This window comes from Mycetocola sp. 2940, assembly GCF_040548835.1.
Classification (GTDB): domain Bacteria; phylum Actinomycetota; class Actinomycetes; order Actinomycetales; family Microbacteriaceae; genus Mycetocola_A.
The window spans coordinates 20,810-37,472 of record NZ_JBEPSK010000019.1 but is presented as its reverse complement, the minus strand read 5'-3'; the positions used below and the strand labels follow the sequence as shown (position 1 = coordinate 37,472).

The window sequence follows — 16,663 nt, the reverse complement described above, 5'->3', positions numbered from 1 at the left end:
CACGATGACGAACATGACCCTGTCAGGCACGGATCTCGCCCGAGGCTATTACACCGACGTCGTCGCGCCACTCCTCGACTCCCGGTGGCCCGGGCTTCCCCATGCGGCCGGGAGACTGGGCAGCGGCTCTGATGTGCTCGGCCTCGACGACGAGATGTCGCGTGACCACGACTTCGGGCTCAGGCTCACGCTGCTGGTGGCAGCGGATGTCGTCGAGCCGGTCCGGGCGCACCTCGCCGACCACCTCCCGCCCGAATACCGCGGGCATCCGACGCGGTTCGCCACCACCTGGGATCCGCTCCCCGCCCCTCAGGTGGACGTGTCGACGGCGGAACACTTCGTCTTCTCACGGCTGGGCGTCGAGGCGGGCGATCTGGCGATTGCCGACTGGTTGTCGCTGACCGGGCAGGCGGTGCTCGAAGTCACCGCAGGGGAGGTCTTCGCCGACTCCGCCGGGGCGTTGCGCCGGCTGCGGGACACCCTCGCCTGGTACCCGGACGATCTGTGGCGTTACGTCCTGGCCGCTGACTGGGCTCGGATCGGGCAGGAGCTGCCCTTCGTCGGCCGTACCGCGGTGCGTGGAGACGACACCGGATCGCGACTGATCGCAGCACGGATCGCGAACGCGATCATGCGGCTCGGTTTTCTACTCGAGCGGCGCTGGCCGCCGTACCCCAAGTGGCTCGGCACGCGGTTCTCAGCGCTCCCCCGCGCCGGCGCGGCGGCACCGGCCCTCGACCGGGCGCTCACCGCCGACTCCTGGCAGGAGCGGGAGGGTTTCCTCGCCGAGGCACTCACGATGATGCACGAACTGCAGCGGGACGTCGGGCTGCCGACGGCCGACCCTGCGGTTTCGCCGTTCTACGATCGGCCCTTTCTCGGCCTCGGCACAGTGTCACAGGAGCTTCTCGCCTCGGTGACCGATGAGCGCGTCCGGGCTCTGCCGAGCGGGGTGGGAGCGATCGAACAGTGGTCGGACAATGTCGACGTGCTCACCTCTCCTACCCGTCGCCGTGCCGCGGTTGCGGCGGTGCTGGCCTCAGGATGACCGATGCTGGGGCGCCGTGACGAAGTCGATGAGCTCCTCGACCCGCCCCAGGAACGCCGGCTCGAGGTCGGAGAAGTTGCGCACCCGGCCGAGAATGGCCTGCCAGGCGCGCGCGATGTCGGCCTGGTTCTCGTTCGGCAGGCCAAGGGCGGCGCAGATGCCCTTCTTCCACTCGATCGAACGCGGGATGTCCGGCCACTGCTTGAGACCGACCCGGGCCGGCTTCACCGACTGCCAGACGTCGATGTACGGATGCCCCACCACGAGGACGTTCCCTCCGTGGCTGCCGCGCATGACGGCATCCGCGATCCTCGACTCCTTCGACCCGGGAACGAGGTGGTCGACGAGCACGCCCACCTTGCGTTTCGGGGTCGGCGCGAAGTCGGTGATGATCGCGGCGAGGTCGTCGATGCCGCCGAGGTACTCGACGACGACGCCCTCGACCCGGAGGTCGTCGCCCCAGACCTTCTCGACGAGTTCGGCGTCGTGACGGCCTTCGACGTAGATGCGGGAGGGCAGGGCGACCCGTGCGCGGGAGTCGGCGACGGCGAACGATCCGGAGGCTGTGCGGGCGGGGCCCGACGCTGTCTTCTTCTTCGGCGCGACGAGGATCACCGGCTTGCCCTCGAGCAGGAACCCGGCTCCGAGCGGGAACACCCGACGTTTGCCGTGGCGGTCCTCGAGCTGCACGGTCTTGCCTTCGATCCCGGTGACGGCGCCGCACCAGCCGGTCGATGCCTCCTCGACGACGAGGTCGGCGGTCGCCTCCTGCTCGAGCGGAGGGGGCGTTTTGCTGGCCCGCCAGTTCGTCGCGAGCACATCGGTTCCGTAGCGGTCGTTCATCACCCGGGCAAGGTTAGCCGTGAATCGTTAGCACACGAGGATGCCACGCGGCGACCCCAGGGGCCTCACGTGCACTCTCTGGACGCATTCAGCCCGGCAACCCTAGACTCGCAGGTGATTCTCCATTGACGACAGAAGGCGGGCAGATGCGGGCACGCTCACTCTGGGCTCTTGCGGCAGTGACGGCCGCTCTGGTGCTGGGAACCCCCGCCGCCGCGCTCGCCACCGACCCGGTTCAGTTGCCGGCCGGGCGGGTGCTCGATGAGGTCGGAGTGCTCAGCGGCTCGGAGGTCGCCGAGATCGAAGCGGCGATCGACTCCCTCAACAACGACTCCGGGGCTGACCTCTGGGTCGTCTACGTCGACGAGTTCACCAATCCGAGTGACGCCGCCGAGTGGACGAACTCGACGGCGGAGGCGAACGGCCTCGGGCCTTCGCAGTACCTGCTTGCCGTGGCAACCGAGCAGCAGAACTACTACCTCTCCGGGGCGAGCGACGGGCCGGTGAGCAACGAACAACTGAGCGAGATCGAACAGCAGCTTGTGCAGCCAGAGTTGAGCGATGGGGACTGGGCCGGCGCGGCCGTCGCGGCGGCATCCGGCCTCAGCAATGCCATCGCCGGAGAAGACATCGCATCGTCACCCCGCGATGGCGGCGCATCGAACTCCGTGGTCTGGCTCGTGATCGGGGCAATCGTCGTCATCGGCGTCATCGTGATCGCCACCACGCTGCGCCGGCGCAACAAGAAGCAGGCCGTCGATCCGCGGGCCGGCGAGCCGGCAGAGCTCGCCGCCGTCGAGACGGCCGACCTCGAACGCCAGGCCGGCAGCGCGCTCGTCGCCACCGACGACGCGGTGAAGACCAGCCAGGAAGAACTCGGGTTCGCCGTCGCCCAGTACGGCGAGGAGACCGTCACCGCCTTCCGCTCGGCCATTACCTCCGCGCAGGAGAGCCTGTCGAAAGCGTTCACCATCCGGCAGAGCCTCGCCGACGCCCACCCGGACACCGAACAGCAGGTGCGTGCGTGGAACGCCGAGATCATCCGGCTCTGTCTGGACGCCAACGCCGCGCTCGACCGTGAGGCTGAAGCTTTCGACGAACTGCGCCAGCTCGAAAAAAACGCCCCGGCGGCCGTCGCGGCACTCCGCACGGAACACCAGCAGGTGACGGGGCGACTGTCGACGGCATCCGCCGCCCTGCAGTCCCTCTCCACCCGGTACGACGCCACCGCGCTGAGCACCGTCGCCGACAACATCGAGCAGTCAGGGGAACGGCTCGCGTTCGCCGCTGAGAATCTGACTGCTGCCGATGAAGACATCGCCGCCGGACAGCTGGGCGAGGCCGCCGTCGACATTCGGGCGTCAGAGGAGGCCATCGACCAGGCCGCGATGCTGCTGGATGCGATCGACAAGCTCGGCGCGGACCTCGACACCGCCCAGCGGTCGATCTCGAATGCCGTGAACGACCTGCGCAGTGACCTCCAGCTCGCGAAATCGCAGCCTGACCCGGACGGCTCCCTCGTCAACGTGATCCGGGCGACCGAGAGCGCGGTCGCCGACGTGGAGCAGAAACGCACGGGAGCGCACAACCCGCTCGACCTGCTCCGACAGCTCGAAGCCGCGAACACCTCGATCGACGGGATCCTCCAGCAGGTCCGGGATGCCCAGGCGCAGGTGCAGCGAGCCCAGTCCCAGCTGGGCCACGCTCTCTCCTCCGCAGGGGCACAGGTCTCAGCCGCGGAGGACTACATCACCGCTCGCCGCGGCGCCGTGGGCGCCGACGCCCGCACCCGCCTGGCCGAAGCGGGACGCAACCTGGTGCAGGCGCAGCAACTGGCGGCATCCGACCCCGTGTCAGCGCTCACCTATGCGCAAAGGTCCGACCAGCTCGCCCGCGCCGCGATCGACTCCGCCCAGTCGGACGTCTCGGGTTTCGGGATGCAGCCAGGCGGCTTCGGCGGCCCCATAGGCGGCATGGGTGGTGGCATGATGGGCGGCCAGCAGTCAGGCAGCGGCATGATGGGCGCGATCCTCGGCGGCATCATCATCAACTCGGTGCTCAGCGGCGGAGGCGGTTCGGGCGGATTCGGCGGGTTCGGCGGCGGAGGCGGGTTCGGCGGCGGAGGCGGGTTCGGCGGCGGAGGCGGGTTCGGCGGCGGCAGTCGCGGCGGTCGCAGTGCCGGAAGTTTCGGCGGGGGCGGCACACGCTCCCGGCGGGGTGGCGGCCGTTTCTGACGGCCGAAAGAGATATGAAAAACCGATCGAGAGGAAGAGATCCCATGACCAAGCAATCGATCTTCGGGCGCATTGCCCAGCTGGCGAAGGCGAACATCAACGCGCTCATCGACCAGGCCGAAGACCCCCAGCTGATGCTGGACCAGATGGTGCGCGACTACACCAACAGCATCGCCGAGGCCGAGAGCGCCATCGCCGAGACCATCGGGAACCTGCGCCTCCTCGAGGAAGACCACTCCGAAGACGTGCGCGCCGCGAGCGACTGGGGCAACAAGGCACTCGCCGCGAGCCGCAAGGCCGACGAGTACCGAGGCTCGGGCAACGCTTCTGACGCCGACAAGTTCGACAACCTCGCAAAGGTCGCGCTGCAGCGCCAGATCACCTCCGAGAACGAGGCGAAGATGGCCGAGCCGCAGATCGCCGCTCAGACGCAGGTCGTCGAGCAGCTGAAGAACGGCCTCAACGGCATGAAGCAGAAGCTCGAGCAGCTCAAGTCGAAGCGCAGCGAACTGATCGCCCGCTCCAAGACCGCCGAAGCCCAGCGGAAGGTCGCGGATGCCGTCAAGAGCATCGACATCCTCGACCCGACGAGCGAGGTCAGCCGCTTCGAGGACAAAATCCGTCGCGAGGAGGCCAAGGTGCGCGGCCAGCAGGAACTCGCGGCATCGAGCCTCGACGCCCAGTTCGAATCGCTCGAGGACATCGGCGAACTCACCGAGGTCGAAGCTCGCCTCGCCGCGATGAAGTCCGGCGCCCCGGCCATCTCCGGCTCGCAGGCTCAGCCGGCGGTCGAGGCGACCCAGAGCGCGCCGTACACCCCCAACCAGTAGCAGCGCGCGCTGCCGGGCTCAGCACGGCAGAAGGACGAAGACGCGAGAGAAGGACCAGCCTTAACGCGGCATCCTTGCCTCGCGTCTTTTTCCTTTTTCCAGGCAGGTCGCCGGCGTCGATGAGACGACGGATGCCGTCAGGCGCGCTCGAGGACGGCGCCGGCTTGCGCGGCGAGACCGTCGAGCAGCACCCGCAGCTGACCGGCCGGGGCGAGGAGCGCCTCAGGGTGCCACTGCACGCCCGTGATCGGCAGGGTGTCGTGCTCGATCGCCTCGATGTGTCCGTCGTGCGCCCAGCCGACCGCGCGAAGGCCAGCGCCGAGCCGGTCGACGACCTGGTGGTGGGCGCTCTGCACGACGATGTGGTCGCGGCCGAAGCGGTCGCCGAGAGCGCTGCCCGCTTCCAGCCGGACCGGGTGCTCGACAAGCGCGTACTCGACGGGCAGGTCGATGTTGCGGTGCCCGGCGTCGTCGACGTGCTGCAGCAACGTGCCGCCGAGCGCGACGTTGATGATCTGGTGGCCGCGGCAGATGCCGAGCACAGGAATGTGGCGCGAAACCGCGAGCCGGACCAGCTCGATCTGGGCGGCATCTGCCACCTCGAAGTGGTAGCTCTCACCCTCGTAGCCGCGCTCGCCGTCGTAGAACTGCGGGTCGATGTCTTCGCCGCCCATGATGACGACCGCATCGGCATGATCGGCGGCGTGGAGCAGCCCGTCGACGCCGAGGTCGGCGGCGGACAGCTGGGTCACGTCCCAGCCTGAGGCGCGGGCTTCGGCGGCGGCCCGGTCGATCATCGTGCGCACGTAGGCGTCGTAGGCCGCGGAGTTCTCGCGCTGGCTGGTCACTTCGACCATGACGAGGCGGCGATCGACGGTGTTCGGAGTCATCCCGGCCCCTTCCGCTCGTTGCTGGCCAGCCTGACCATTCTGCCCTGAGCGAGCACATTTCTGCCATCCGCCGTGAAACCGGGGGCAATACTCGCCCGAACGGCGGGCCCGTGTCGCGTCAGGTCCGTGAAAACCGGATACTAAGGGGATGGCGACATTCGTGGTTGTGCCCGCATGGCAGGGTTCCGGTTCATCCCGCGCAATGCGCCTCATCGACGGAGCCGAGGCGATTCGCGGAGACCTCCCCTCCTCCGCCACCATCCTCGTCGACGTGCCGACTGAGGCGGGCGAATCCCTCGAGACCGGGGTGAACCGCCTCTCGTCGCTCCGGATCATCCGTGACCGTCAGGACGCCGCCCTTCGCGCCGCGACCGCCCCGGTCATCACCGTGGGCGGCGGATGTTCCGTCGAGCTCGCCGCCGTCGACTCCGTTCTCTCGACGAGCGACGACACGTGCGTGCTCTGGTTCGACGCCCACCCCGACCTGAACACCCCCGGCGAATCACCGTCCGGATCGTTCGACGGCATGGTCCTTCGGGCGCTGATCGGCGACGGAATCCCTGAGCTGGCTCCGAAAACGCCGCTGGCGACCGAGCGGCTCGTGATCATCGGCGCCCGCGACATCGACCCCGACGAGCAGGCCTGCCTCGACGACACAGGCATCCGGATGCTTTCGGTCGAGGATGCGACGCCCGCCGCCCTGATCGACGCGGTGACGGCATCCGGAGCGAAGCGGGTCTATATCCATGTCGACCTCGACGTGCTCGACCCGGCTGACATCGCCGGCACCGACTGGGCCGAACCGTTCGGCCTGCCGGCCGCGCACCTCGTCGACCTGATCGCCGCCGTGAAAGCCGAATTCACCTTCGCCGGCGCCGGAATCACCGGGTTCGCCCCCGCGAGCGCGACGCACGCCATCGACGACCTCGGCACCATCCTGAGAATCCTCGGCGCGCTCGCCCGCTGACCGGGCCGGGCACACCGTCGGGCCGGTAGCCTCGGAGCATGACCGTCACCGCACGCCACGCTCGGAACGCACGATGAAGCGGATGCTCTTCGACTCCCCGGTCAGCCGCCTGGGCTACCTCTACGCCCACCTCGTGGGCCTGGTCTGGGGATCGATCTGGTCGACCGGGCGGGTGCAACGGCGAAACGGCCTGTGGGTCTTCACCGGAATGCCGACCTGGACCTTCGGTCGCGGCGGTTCGTGTGTCGGCGGCTGTTACCTGACCAGCACGAATGTCTCAGACGACGTGCTCGAGCACGAAGCCGTGCACAAGCGGCAATGGCAGCGTTACGGCATGCTGTTCCCGCTGCTCTATCTCGCTGCGGGGCGCAACCCGCTGAAGAACCGGTTCGAGATCGAAGCCGGACTGGAAAAGGGCGGTTATATCCGGCGTGCCAAGCGCCGCCCGGAAGCATCGCGGTCGTGACCATGGAACTCGGGGTGTACAGCTTCGGCGACATCCCCACCGACCCGGGAACGGGCGCGCTCTTCCCGCCCGCGCAACAGCTCGCTGAGACGATCGAGCGGATCCGGCTCGCCGACGAGGCGGGACTGGACTGGTTCGGCATCGGCGAGCATCACCGACCGGAGTATTCGATCAGTTCACCGTCCACGGTTCTCGCCGCGGCGGCGACCGTGACGAACAGCATCCGCCTCTCCAGCGCCGTGACGGTGCTGTCAACCGAGGACCCGGTGCGGGTGTTCCAGCAATTCGCAACCATCGACCTGCTGACCGGCGGCCGGGTCGAGCTCGCCGCCGGACGGGGCTCGTTCATCGAGTCGTTCCCGCTGTTCGGGGCGAACCTCGCCGACTACGACGACCTGTACGAGGAGAAACTCGACCTGCTGCTCGCTCTGAACGCGAACGAGCGGGTCACCTGGCGCGGCAGGTTCCGCCCCGCCCTCGACGACGCGCTGATCCTGCCGCGCCCGCACGCCGGGAAGCTCGACATCTGGATCGCTACCGGCGGCAACCCGGAGTCGTCGATGCGCGCCGGCTACCTCGGCCTGCCGATCAACTATGCCGTCATCGGTGGTTATCCTGAGCAGTTCGCGCCGCTGGCAGCGCTGTACCGTGAGTCGGCGCAGAAGGCCGGGCACGCGGCATCCGGCCTGAAGGTGGCCGTCTCGGGGCCTGGATTCCTCGCCCCGACGAGCCAGGAGGCGAAGGACACCTTCTTCCCGTACTGGAAGACGTCGATGACGAAGATCGCGGCCGAGCGGGGTTTCACCGCCCCCAGCCGGCTCGGGTACGACACGCAGACCGCGAGGCGCGGGGCGATCTTTGCCGGGAGCCCGAACGAAGTCGCCGACAAGATCGTCGCCCTGCACGGTCACCTGAACTACGACCGCCACTGCCTGCAGATGGACTGGTCGGGTCTGCCCCACGCGCTCGTGATGCGGTCGATCGAGCTGCTTGCCACCGAGGTGCTGCCGCAGGTCCGGGCTGCACTCGGCTGAGCCCGGCCTCGTCAGTCCAGGTCGTCGGGGTCGCGACCGGTGCGCTCACCCGATTCGAGGGTGGCGATGTCGGCGAGGTCGTCGTCGTCGAGCTCGAAACCGAACACGTCGATGTTCTGGGCGATGCGCGACGGTGTCACCGACTTGGGGATCACGACGTTTCCCAGCTGGAGGTGCCAGCGGATCACCACCTGGGCGGCGCTGACGCCGTGCTTTCCGGCGATCTGGTCGAGCGTGGGATTGGCGAGGATGCCCCCGCGGGCGAACGGCGACCATGCTTCGGTCACGATGCCGTTCAGGGCATGGAACGCCCGCGCTTCGCGCTGCGGCAGCCACGGGTGGAGTTCGATCTGGTTGACGGCCGGCACGATGCCGGTCTCGGAGAACAGCCGGTCGAGGTGGTGGGGATGGAAGTTGCTGACCCCGATCGAGGTGACCCGCCCTTCGGTCTGGAGCCGTTCGAGCGCGCGCCAGGTGTCGACGTAGCGGTTCTGGGTGGGTGCCGGCCAGTGGATGAGGTACAGGTCGAGCAGGTCGAGCCCGAGCAGTTCCATGCTGTGTTCGAAAGCGCGCATCGTGCTGTCGAACCCGTGGTCGGAGTTCCAGACCTTCGTGGTCACGAAAATCTCGTCGCGGTCGATTCCGGACCGCCGGATGCCCTCCCCGACGCCCCGCTCGTTGTCGTACAGCGTCGCCGTGTCGAGATGACGGTACCCGGCGTCAATGGCCGTCGTGACGACATCCGCGACGGAGTCCTCGGGGACCTTGTAGACGCCGAGGCCGATCTGCGGGATGGAGTGTCCGTCGTTCAGAGGCAGGGCTGGCATGTCGGATGTCATGGCCCCATTATCGCAAGCGGCCCATCTCCCGCGGGATGCTGGGGTTGCGGGGGTCTGAAGCCGGGCAAGGTCAAGTGGTCGATCACTGCAAAGGCAGCAGCTCGCGGTGTGGCTCGGGTTATCCACAGTTGTATCGAACATATCTGCGAATGTCGGTGGGTGTTGGGTAGAATGGGGGCATGGCGAAGATGTCCGAGCAGGTCCGGGAGGTCGCACTGCGTGTGTCCGATCGGTTGGCCGTGTTCGAGGGCAGGGTCGCCGAGGAGCTCCAGGCGGCGCCCGGCTCTCTGGGCGCTTCGTCGGCCGGTATCGCGGAGTTCCGCGGTACCGGTTCTTCGTTAACCGGTGCTGCGGTGTCGGGAATTGCGGTGTCGGGAACTGCGGTGTCGGGACTTGCGGTGTCGGGTTCGGCAGGCGCGGTGCCGTTGACGGTGCTGATCGACCGGGCCGACAACGGTGAGGTGCAGGCGTTGCTGACGGAGGCGGCGCGGGCCCGGTCGGAGTTCGACGCGATCCTCGCCGCCGGTGCCGGTGTGATCGCGAAACGGTCCGAGCGGGCGCTGGGTTATGCCGGGTTGGCGCAGTCCACCGGCGATGGGACCGCGGTCGACATGATGCAGCGGCTGACCGGGTCGACCCGGGGTGAGGCGTTCCGTCAGGTGAAGCTCGGCGGGGCGATGGGCGAGGCTGATGCCGCCACCGCCGCCGCTGCCGGGTACCCCACCGGCCCGGGCACAGGCCCGGCTGGTGCTGCACTGTTCGAGACCGGCACCGGAACAGACCCCGGTGCCGAACCCGGTGCCGACCCCGGTGCCGAACCCGGTGCGGAGCCATCGTTGCCGCCGGCCCGGCCGGTGCTGCCGTGGCATGAACCGTTGACCCGGGCCGTCCGGGACGGGGTTCTGCGGACCGAGGCGGTGACGATCGTGATGCGTGGCCTGGGCGAGCCGAACGACCGGGTCGACGCTGAGACGTTACGGGCCGCGGCGGTGGAGATCGTCACGGACGCGGCCGGGGTGAACGCCGACGAGCTGGGCCGGCGGGCCCGGCAGTTGCGCGACGAGATCGACCCGGCCGGGGTGCAGATCCGTTGGGACCAGCGTTACGAGAACCGGAGTTGGCGGTTCAGCCGCACCCGGGAGGGCGCCCGGACGGCGTGGGTGCAGTTCGATGAGGAGTCCGCCGCCTGGGTCGACGCGATCGTCGGTTCCGCGATGCGGCCGCGCCGCGGCGGGCCCCGGTTCGTCGACCCGGACGAGGCCGCGAGGGCGGAGAAGCTGCGCACCGACAGCCGCAGCAACGACCAGATCGTGTTCGACCTGATGATCGACCTGCTCAAGGCCGGTTCCGAAGCCGACAGGACCCTCGCCTTCGGTTCCCGCCAGCCTGGCGTCCGGGTGATCGTCACCAAAGACAACCTGCCCAGCAGTACCGCACCCGCATCGACCGACACCGGAACCACCACCGGAACCGACACCGGAACCACCACGGCGACCGGGAACGGCTACTTCGAGGAGACCGGGGACGCCGTCCCCGGCAGTTTCATCGACCGGCAGATCTGCATCAGCGGCATCACCGTGGTCACCGTCGATCAGGCCGGCACCCCGCTGGACGTCGGCCGGGAACAACGCTGCTTCACCACGAAACAACGCATCGCCCTGGCCATCCGCGACGGCGGCTGCGGATTCCTCGACTGCGACCGGCCACCGTCCTACACCGAAGCGCACCACATCGACGAATGGGTCGCCGACGACGGTAAAACCGACCTCGCCGACGGGATCCTGATGTGCCGGCGATGCCACATGCTGATCCACAACAACGGCTGGAAAATCATCCGCGACGGCACCACCTACTTCGCCGTGCCACCGCCGACCGTCGACCCGGACCAGAAACCGATCCCGCTGCGCAGCAAATCCCCCCTCGACCGCGCCCGACGCCGCGCCGCCGCCGCGAAGGCCGACGCCCAAGCCGACGGACCGCCCCGGCCCGACGGACCGCCCGAGGCTGACGCACCGGCCGCCGCAGAGTCCGACGCCCATGCCGACGGACCACCCCAGCCCGACGGACCGCCCGAGGCTGACGCACCCGCCCCCGCCGCCGCCGGCGTCGACGTGGCCGACCCCACGTTCGAGGCCTGCGTCACTGACATTCTCGATACCGAAGTCCCGGCCGGCGCGAATGGTGCCAGCCACGTTGCCGCCGCGGAGGAGCCGCCAGGCGGAACGAGCAACGGCTGCTCGCCGCCGTCCAGCGAACCACCCCTTGAACGATCAGGTTGACTCAGGACCAGCTCGGCGCATGGACGGGCGACACGCCAACCCCATTGCCCGGATTGTGTTCGAGGAGCGGGTTGCCGATTCGATCCACGGCGCCCGAGTCGCGGGCGTGGACGCTCGGTCGGGTTTCAGCACAAGCGTCAAGCGGAACGCGAGACCGCGCCGACCTCACGATGTCGGGGGCGAAACGCTCGACCGTCAGACCTGAGTCCGGGGACGAGGTTCAGCGCGCGAGGCCCAGCCGATAGACCGGAGGGGTCTGGATGACATCCTCGGCGACACCGAGTTCCGAGGTGAGGTAATCGTGCGCCTCAGCGACGCCGCGGTAGTGGCCGCCCAACCAGACGTGGATCTCGCGAGGATTCTCGCAGAGCATTTCACCCGCCCAGGCCCGAACGGCCCGCGAGGCCGCTTCACCCGGAGCGCAACTGCGGCCGGATCCTGGTGCACCTGATCGGTGCGACCGCGGAAGCCAGGTCACCGTCATCCGCGGAGGAACGTGGAGTGACCCGATGTCGGATTCGGACCCGACCTCGACGAACACCCGTCCGGTCGCACAGAGCGGAAGCGTGGTGAGCATCGCCTCGAGTTCGGGAAGCGCCGACTCGTCACCGGCGATGAGGAACTGAACGCGGTGCTTGTGGTTCGCCTCATTGGCTCTGTGACCGGTGTGGTCGGTGCGGGTCTGAAGATTCATCTCCCCCTCAGTATAGGCAAGCCTTACCTGACTTCGCCAGACGAGAGCCCGACCCTCAGCACGCTCCCAGCGTCGCCGGTCAGGACTCCTCGGGGTCGACCAGGTATCTGCTGGTCACAGCGATGCGGTTGAAAGCGTTGATCGACACGATCATCCACGACAGTGTGGCGAACTCCTCCTCGCCGAAAATCTCACGGGATGCCGCGTACACCTCGTCGGTGACGTGGCCCTGCGAGACCAGGGTGATCGCCTCGGTGAGGGCGAGGGCTGCGCGCTCCCGTTCGGAATACAGGCCTGCCTCACGCCAGGCGGAGAGCACGGTCATCCGCTCGGGCGTTTCTCCGAGCGACAGAGCCTTCTTCGTGTGCACCCGCAGACAGTAGGCGCATCCATTGATCTGCGATGCACGCATCTGAATCAGTTCACACAGCAGCGGTTCGATTCCCGCGTCCCTGGCCAGGTGACCGACCTCCTTGGAGAAAGCAGCGAGCTTCTCGTATGCGGTCGGTTGAGTCTTGGAAAGATGCACGCGGGCAGCAGTGGTCATACGACCATTGTGGACCACCCGCCCGGCGTCACCGAGCGGCGACCGGCGGCGTTCGCAGGTGCCAGCGGATGCGACGCTCCAGCTGGCTGCCGATCGACAGCAGCGTGGACTCGCCGCCAGGACGGCCGATCAGCTGGACTCCCATCGGCAGTCCGTCAGCGGTCTCGGCCACCGGCAGGGTGATCGCCGGAAGCCCGGCAACGTTCACAAAGGACGTGAACGGCGAGTACTGGCATTGCTGGATGAAGTTCCGTTCGGCATCCTCGGTGTCCCAGGACCCGATCGGCCGCGGCGTCTGCGCGAGGGTCGGTGTGAGAACCACGTCGTACCGCGAGAACTGCTCGAGGACGCTGCGTTCGAAAGCCGTCATGACCGTGAGCGTCTCAGCCACCTCCCGGGCACCGAGCTCCCGGCCGGACCGGACCAGATGCTCGGTCACGGGCTCGAGCAGCGACAACCGGTCATCGTCGACGGGGATCGACGCCGCCGAGATCCGCCACAGCCGGCGGAACGCATCCGGGTACACGCCGTCGTGTTCGAGGCGCACGTCGTCGATGCCGTGTCCCATCGCACCCAGGTGCGCCAGGGCGATGCTGACCGCAGCGGATGCCTCAGGGGCGACGCGGATCTCCATGCCGTCTTCGAACGGCGAGTTGCTGAGCACACCGATCGAGAACCGGCCCTCTCCCCGGACTGCCGCCCCCAGGAGGTCCCCGTCGTTCTCGTCGGGTGCGCGGAGGGCGTAGTGGTGATCGATGCGCCCGTTCCTGCGGCCGATCATCGCATCGAGCAGCAGCGCCGCATCGGTCACCGAGCGGGCGATCGGACCCTTGACCCCGAGTCCGCCGATCGAGTCGATGCCCGACCCGGCGGGCACGAGACCGCGCGACGGCTTGATGCCGACGAGGCCGCATGCGGCCGCCGGGATCCGGATGGAGCCGCCGCCGTCGCTGCCGGGCGCAAAGGGCAGCAGCCGTGCGGATACCGCGGCCGCCGCTCCCCCGCTCGACCCGCCGGCGCCGAGGTCCAGGTCCCAGGGGTTGCGTGCCGGCGGCGCGACGAGGGACTCGGTGTAGCCGTGCATCCCGAACTCGGGTGTATTCGTCTTGCCGAGACTGATCGCCCCTGCGCCGTCGAGCACCTCGACGATCTCATCGGACCGGGGCGAGATCGTGCCCGCAAATGCCCGGGAACCGAACCCGGTGGGGACGCCGCGGCGCATGGTGAGGTCCTTGTCGGCGATCGGCAACCCCCAGAGCGCACTCGTGCGGGGCACCGTGCGTTCGAGGTCCTGCGAACGCCGGGTGGCGGCATCCGCAGTCACGGTGACGAAGGCTCCGAGTTGCGGATCGAGCCTCTCGACCCGGTCGAGGTAATGCGCCGTCAACTCGGGCGGCGAGACTTCGCCTCGCTGGAGGGCGAGCCACTGGTCGAGGGCGCTGAGTTCATGCAGTTCGGTCACCTCTTGAGCCTATGCCCGCATGGATTTCGGAACACCTCCTGCAGGAAACACCCCGACGACCCGCCCTGCGGGCTCACTCCTCGAGTTCAGCGGCCAGTTCGGTCAGCAGCCGGCCGAAGACGTGCGCCGACTGGGCGATCGATGTGCGCCCGGCGATCGGCCCCGCCCAGTGGGCACGCTGCGCAACGTTGACGAGTTCGTGCTCGATGCGGGATCCGCCCGGCGACGAAAGCACGCGGTATTCGCCGCGGTACCACCAACCGCCCTGGACGATGAGCAGCTGTTCGGCGTCGTCCGCGGTGAAAGCGGTCACGTCGGGGTCGGGCGGCGTCAGCCGGCGCTTGATCGCTGCGTAGACATCGGCCGGATCCGCGTGGATCTCCCCGGCGTATGAACGAAGAACTGTGTTCTTCGCCGGGCGGTCGTGTGGAGCGGATTTCGGCATGCCGACACGCTATCGCAGCCGGCCGGCATCCGTTATTTGAGCGACTTCTGGAGAAGCACGGTGCCGAGCCAGCGCTCGAACTTGAAGCCGACGCGGCCCATCCTACCGATCTCGGTGAACCCGAACGATTCGTGCAGCGCGATCGACGCCTCTGCGCCCTTGTCGCTGATCACCGCGAGGATCTCCTTGAGTCCCGCCTCCTTCGACCGGTCGATCAGGGCGCCGAGGAGCACCCGGCCGAGCCCCTTGCCCGTCGACGCCGGCCCGAGGTAGATCGAGTTCTCGACGGTGAAGCGGTAGGCCCGCTTCTCCTTCCACGGCGACACGAGGGCGTACCCGAGGATCACTTCGTTCGGCGATTCGGCGACGATGAACGGCAGGCCGAGTTTCTTCAGGCGGGCGTACTTCGCCTTCCACTTCGCCAGCGACATCTTCTCTTCGTCGAATGTGACGACGCTGTTCGCGACGTAGTAGTTGTAGATCTCACGGATGTGCGGAAGATCGGCCAGTTCGGCGTCCCGGATCTCATAGAGGAAGGGCGCCTCAGGCTCAGGCTTCTTGCGCAGGTGCGGCGGCAGCTTCCTGCGGGGCTGGTATTCCTCTTCAAGCACAGTTACAGCGTAGACGACGCAAGATCTCGAGTGTGTCTCACCACAGCCCGGCCGAGGCGAGACTCCAGTCCACCGGGTCTGCGCCCTGGTCCCGCAGGAGGTCGTTGGCTCGTGAGAACGGCCTGGACCCGAAGAAACCGCGCGATGCCGACAGCGGGCTGGGGTGCACGCTCGCCACGATCGGCGTGCCGTCGAGGAGCGGGGTGAGCGCCTGGGCGTCACGCCCCCACAAGATCGCGACCAGCGGCGCGTCCCGGCCGACCAGTGCGCGGATCGCGCAGTCGGTCACCGCCTCCCAGCCGATGCCGCGGTGGGAGCCGGACTCGCCGGCGCGCACCGTGAGCACACGGTTGAGCAACAGCACGCCGTTCCTCGTCCAGCCGGTCAGGTCTCCGGATGCCGGCGGCGGCGTTCCGAGGTCGTCAGCGAGTTCCCGAAAAATGTTGGCCAGGCTTCGCGGGAGCGGCCGTACGTGAGGTTCCACGGCGAAGGCCAGGCCGACCGAATGGCCGGGTGTCGGGTACGGGTCCTGGCCGACGATGAGCACTCGGACGTCGGCCAGGGGTGCGGCGAACGCCCGGAGAATGTTTTCCTCCGCAGGCAGCACCGGGACGCCCGCCGCCGCGTCGGCGTCGAGGACTCGACCGATGGCATCCAGCTGCCCCTGTGCCGGGGTGAGGGCGCTCGCCCAGCCCGGATCGATACGGCCGGATTCCGCCAGTGCCGCCAGGTCGAACCGGTCGGTCATCCGCCGGCCAGCGAGGAGACCCGGACACCCGCCTCGGTGGGAAGAACCTGCCACACGTTGCCGGCCCCGACCGCCCGGAGGGCGCCTTCACCGACGATGAACGCCGTGTTCTCGTCGATGGCGATGCCGCCGGCGACGAGCCCGGCCTCGGTCGCGGCGATGAGCCGCGAGAGGTTCCCCCACTGCACGGCATGCACGTCGACCGAGATGTCGAGGAGCCCGATGCCGTTTTCGACAGTGACTTCGTCAAGGTCCTCGGACCCGTCCTCCGGGCTGACTTCGACACCGCCGATACGCCAGCCACCGACCAGTGCGTGTTCCGAGGCGATCGACGACCCGGCCGAGAAGCCGAGGTACGGCACACCCGCGGCCACCTGTCGGCGGATCTCGCCGAAGATCGGACGGAGCGCCTCGAGATACGCGGGAGTGAGCCCTCCGCCGATGAGGATGCCGTGGACCTCGGCGAGCGCCGCCGGAGTGGCTTCTTCCCCGTGCGCCAGCGCGGTGACCACCGCGTCGAAGTCCGCCGTCGCGCCGGTCGCCTGGATCAGCTTCTCGGCGTGCTCCGCTCCGTCACCGTCGCGGACGACGACCACGGCGATGCGCGGGGCTCCCTCGAAGCCGGCCGCTGCCGCGCGTTCGGCGGCTTCAGCCAGGAAGGGGGCGAAAACCGCCCCGTCGTTCGATTCGGACCAACCGCCGCCTACCAGGTGCACACTCATGCAT

The 16,663-nt window shown here is 68.4% G+C and carries 17 protein-coding genes; 7 read left to right on the top strand and 10 right to left on the bottom strand.

Annotated elements, in window-relative coordinates:
- The first annotated feature begins 4 nt into the window (after nt 1-4).
- Nucleotides 5-1,048, top strand: a complete 1,044-nt coding sequence (locus ABIE24_RS16450) for a DUF4037 domain-containing protein (protein ID WP_354501643.1) — start codon at nt 5-7, stop codon at nt 1,046-1,048.
- On the opposite strand, the gene ABIE24_RS16445 is transcribed toward ABIE24_RS16450, so the two are convergent.
- A complete protein-coding gene (locus tag ABIE24_RS16445; RefSeq protein WP_354501680.1) occupies nt 1,040-1,891 on the bottom strand; it encodes a DUF3097 domain-containing protein in 852 nt (283 codons plus the stop codon). The genes ABIE24_RS16450 and ABIE24_RS16445 overlap by 9 nt on opposite strands.
- 146 nt (nt 1,892-2,037) lie before the next feature.
- Between ABIE24_RS16445 and ABIE24_RS16440 the strand changes: the two genes are divergently transcribed.
- Both ABIE24_RS16440 and ABIE24_RS16435 read left to right on the top strand, forming a co-directional pair.
- Nucleotides 2,038-4,125, top strand: coding sequence for a TPM domain-containing protein (locus tag ABIE24_RS16440; protein WP_354501640.1), 2,088 nt, complete (start codon nt 2,038-2,040; stop codon nt 4,123-4,125).
- Nucleotides 4,126-4,169: 44 nt separating this feature from the next.
- Nucleotides 4,170-4,955: a PspA/IM30 family protein gene (locus ABIE24_RS16435; RefSeq protein WP_354501637.1), complete on the top strand. Its 786-nt coding sequence runs from the start codon at nt 4,170-4,172 to the stop codon at nt 4,953-4,955.
- Between the two features lie 137 nt (nt 4,956-5,092).
- Here ABIE24_RS16435 and ABIE24_RS16430 read toward each other — a convergent pair whose 3' ends face one another.
- Nucleotides 5,093-5,845, bottom strand: a complete 753-nt coding sequence (locus tag ABIE24_RS16430) for a gamma-glutamyl-gamma-aminobutyrate hydrolase family protein (RefSeq protein ID WP_354501634.1) — start codon at nt 5,843-5,845, stop codon at nt 5,093-5,095.
- Nucleotides 5,846-5,993: 148 nt separating this feature from the next.
- On the opposite strand from ABIE24_RS16430, the gene ABIE24_RS16425 reads away from it, so the two are divergent.
- The 3 genes from ABIE24_RS16425 to ABIE24_RS16415 all read left to right on the top strand — a co-directional run bounded on the left by ABIE24_RS16425 (nt 5,994) and on the right by ABIE24_RS16415 (nt 8,312).
- Complete coding sequence (locus ABIE24_RS16425) at nt 5,994-6,812, top strand: arginase family protein (RefSeq protein ID WP_354501631.1); 819 nt, start codon at nt 5,994-5,996, stop codon at nt 6,810-6,812.
- A gap of 73 nt (nt 6,813-6,885) precedes the next feature.
- Nucleotides 6,886-7,278, top strand: a complete 393-nt coding sequence (locus ABIE24_RS16420) for a Fe-S oxidoreductase (RefSeq protein WP_354501628.1) — start codon at nt 6,886-6,888, stop codon at nt 7,276-7,278.
- A gap of 2 nt (nt 7,279-7,280) precedes the next feature.
- On the top strand, nt 7,281-8,312 hold the full coding sequence (locus tag ABIE24_RS16415; RefSeq protein WP_354501677.1) for an LLM class flavin-dependent oxidoreductase: 1,032 nt from the start codon (nt 7,281-7,283) through the stop codon (nt 8,310-8,312).
- Nucleotides 8,313-8,323: 11 nt separating this feature from the next.
- Here the strand turns inward: ABIE24_RS16415 and ABIE24_RS16410 are convergent, their stop codons facing one another.
- Nucleotides 8,324-9,151: an aldo/keto reductase gene (locus tag ABIE24_RS16410; RefSeq protein WP_354501625.1), complete on the bottom strand. Its 828-nt coding sequence runs from the start codon at nt 9,149-9,151 to the stop codon at nt 8,324-8,326.
- A 179-nt stretch (nt 9,152-9,330) separates the two neighbouring features.
- Here ABIE24_RS16410 and ABIE24_RS16405 point away from each other — a divergent pair, with 179 nt between their 5' ends.
- Nucleotides 9,331-11,430, top strand: a complete 2,100-nt coding sequence (locus tag ABIE24_RS16405; protein WP_354501622.1) for an HNH endonuclease signature motif containing protein — start codon at nt 9,331-9,333, stop codon at nt 11,428-11,430.
- A 220-nt stretch (nt 11,431-11,650) separates the two neighbouring features.
- Here the strand turns inward: ABIE24_RS16405 and ABIE24_RS16400 are convergent, their stop codons facing one another.
- The 7 genes from ABIE24_RS16400 to ABIE24_RS16370 form a co-directional block, all read right to left on the bottom strand.
- Nucleotides 11,651-12,124: a siderophore-interacting protein gene (locus ABIE24_RS16400; RefSeq protein ID WP_354501619.1), complete on the bottom strand. Its 474-nt coding sequence runs from the start codon at nt 12,122-12,124 to the stop codon at nt 11,651-11,653.
- Nucleotides 12,125-12,203: 79 nt separating this feature from the next.
- Nucleotides 12,204-12,671, bottom strand: coding sequence for a carboxymuconolactone decarboxylase family protein (locus ABIE24_RS16395; protein ID WP_354501617.1), 468 nt, complete (start codon nt 12,669-12,671; stop codon nt 12,204-12,206).
- A 28-nt stretch (nt 12,672-12,699) separates the two neighbouring features.
- On the bottom strand, nt 12,700-14,133 hold the full coding sequence (locus ABIE24_RS16390) for an amidase (protein ID WP_354501614.1): 1,434 nt from the start codon (nt 14,131-14,133) through the stop codon (nt 12,700-12,702).
- Between the two features lie 73 nt (nt 14,134-14,206).
- Nucleotides 14,207-14,578, bottom strand: a complete 372-nt coding sequence (locus tag ABIE24_RS16385) for a hypothetical protein (RefSeq protein ID WP_354501611.1) — start codon at nt 14,576-14,578, stop codon at nt 14,207-14,209.
- A 32-nt stretch (nt 14,579-14,610) separates the two neighbouring features.
- On the bottom strand, nt 14,611-15,189 hold the full coding sequence (locus ABIE24_RS16380) for a GNAT family N-acetyltransferase (protein ID WP_354501608.1): 579 nt from the start codon (nt 15,187-15,189) through the stop codon (nt 14,611-14,613).
- Between the two features lie 37 nt (nt 15,190-15,226).
- Nucleotides 15,227-15,937, bottom strand: a complete 711-nt coding sequence (locus ABIE24_RS16375) for a uracil-DNA glycosylase (RefSeq protein ID WP_354501605.1) — start codon at nt 15,935-15,937, stop codon at nt 15,227-15,229.
- Nucleotides 15,934-16,659, bottom strand: coding sequence for a Type 1 glutamine amidotransferase-like domain-containing protein (locus ABIE24_RS16370; protein WP_354501603.1), 726 nt, complete (start codon nt 16,657-16,659; stop codon nt 15,934-15,936). Before ABIE24_RS16370 ends, ABIE24_RS16375 begins: the two co-directional genes overlap by 4 nt.
- Nucleotides 16,660-16,663 lie beyond the last annotated feature (4 nt).

Bases quoted from the DNA above. Each gene is read 5' to 3' on its own strand.
- ABIE24_RS16445 (WP_354501680.1), bottom strand. From the start codon at position 1,891: ATGAACGACCGCTACGGAACCGATGTGCTCGCGACGAACTGGCGGGCC.
- ABIE24_RS16425 (WP_354501631.1), top strand. From the start codon at position 5,994: ATGGCGACATTCGTGGTTGTGCCCGCATGGCAGGGTTCCGGTTCATCC.
- ABIE24_RS16395 (WP_354501617.1), bottom strand. From the start codon at position 12,671: ATGACCACTGCTGCCCGCGTGCATCTTTCCAAGACTCAACCGACCGCA.
- ABIE24_RS16415 (WP_354501677.1), top strand. From the start codon at position 7,281: ATGGAACTCGGGGTGTACAGCTTCGGCGACATCCCCACCGACCCGGGA.
- ABIE24_RS16420 (WP_354501628.1), top strand. From the start codon at position 6,886: ATGAAGCGGATGCTCTTCGACTCCCCGGTCAGCCGCCTGGGCTACCTC.
- ABIE24_RS16450 (WP_354501643.1), top strand. From the start codon at position 5: ATGACGAACATGACCCTGTCAGGCACGGATCTCGCCCGAGGCTATTAC.
- ABIE24_RS16375 (WP_354501605.1), bottom strand. From the start codon at position 15,937: ATGACCGACCGGTTCGACCTGGCGGCACTGGCGGAATCCGGCCGTATC.
- ABIE24_RS16385 (WP_354501611.1), bottom strand. From the start codon at position 14,578: ATGCCGAAATCCGCTCCACACGACCGCCCGGCGAAGAACACAGTTCTT.
- ABIE24_RS16405 (WP_354501622.1), top strand. From the start codon at position 9,331: ATGGCGAAGATGTCCGAGCAGGTCCGGGAGGTCGCACTGCGTGTGTCC.
- ABIE24_RS16400 (WP_354501619.1), bottom strand. From the start codon at position 12,124: ATGAATCTTCAGACCCGCACCGACCACACCGGTCACAGAGCCAATGAG.
- ABIE24_RS16435 (WP_354501637.1), top strand. From the start codon at position 4,170: ATGACCAAGCAATCGATCTTCGGGCGCATTGCCCAGCTGGCGAAGGCG.
- ABIE24_RS16430 (WP_354501634.1), bottom strand. From the start codon at position 5,845: ATGACTCCGAACACCGTCGATCGCCGCCTCGTCATGGTCGAAGTGACC.
- ABIE24_RS16370 (WP_354501603.1), bottom strand. From the start codon at position 16,659: ATGAGTGTGCACCTGGTAGGCGGCGGTTGGTCCGAATCGAACGACGGG.
- ABIE24_RS16440 (WP_354501640.1), top strand. From the start codon at position 2,038: ATGCGGGCACGCTCACTCTGGGCTCTTGCGGCAGTGACGGCCGCTCTG.
- ABIE24_RS16410 (WP_354501625.1), bottom strand. From the start codon at position 9,151: ATGACATCCGACATGCCAGCCCTGCCTCTGAACGACGGACACTCCATC.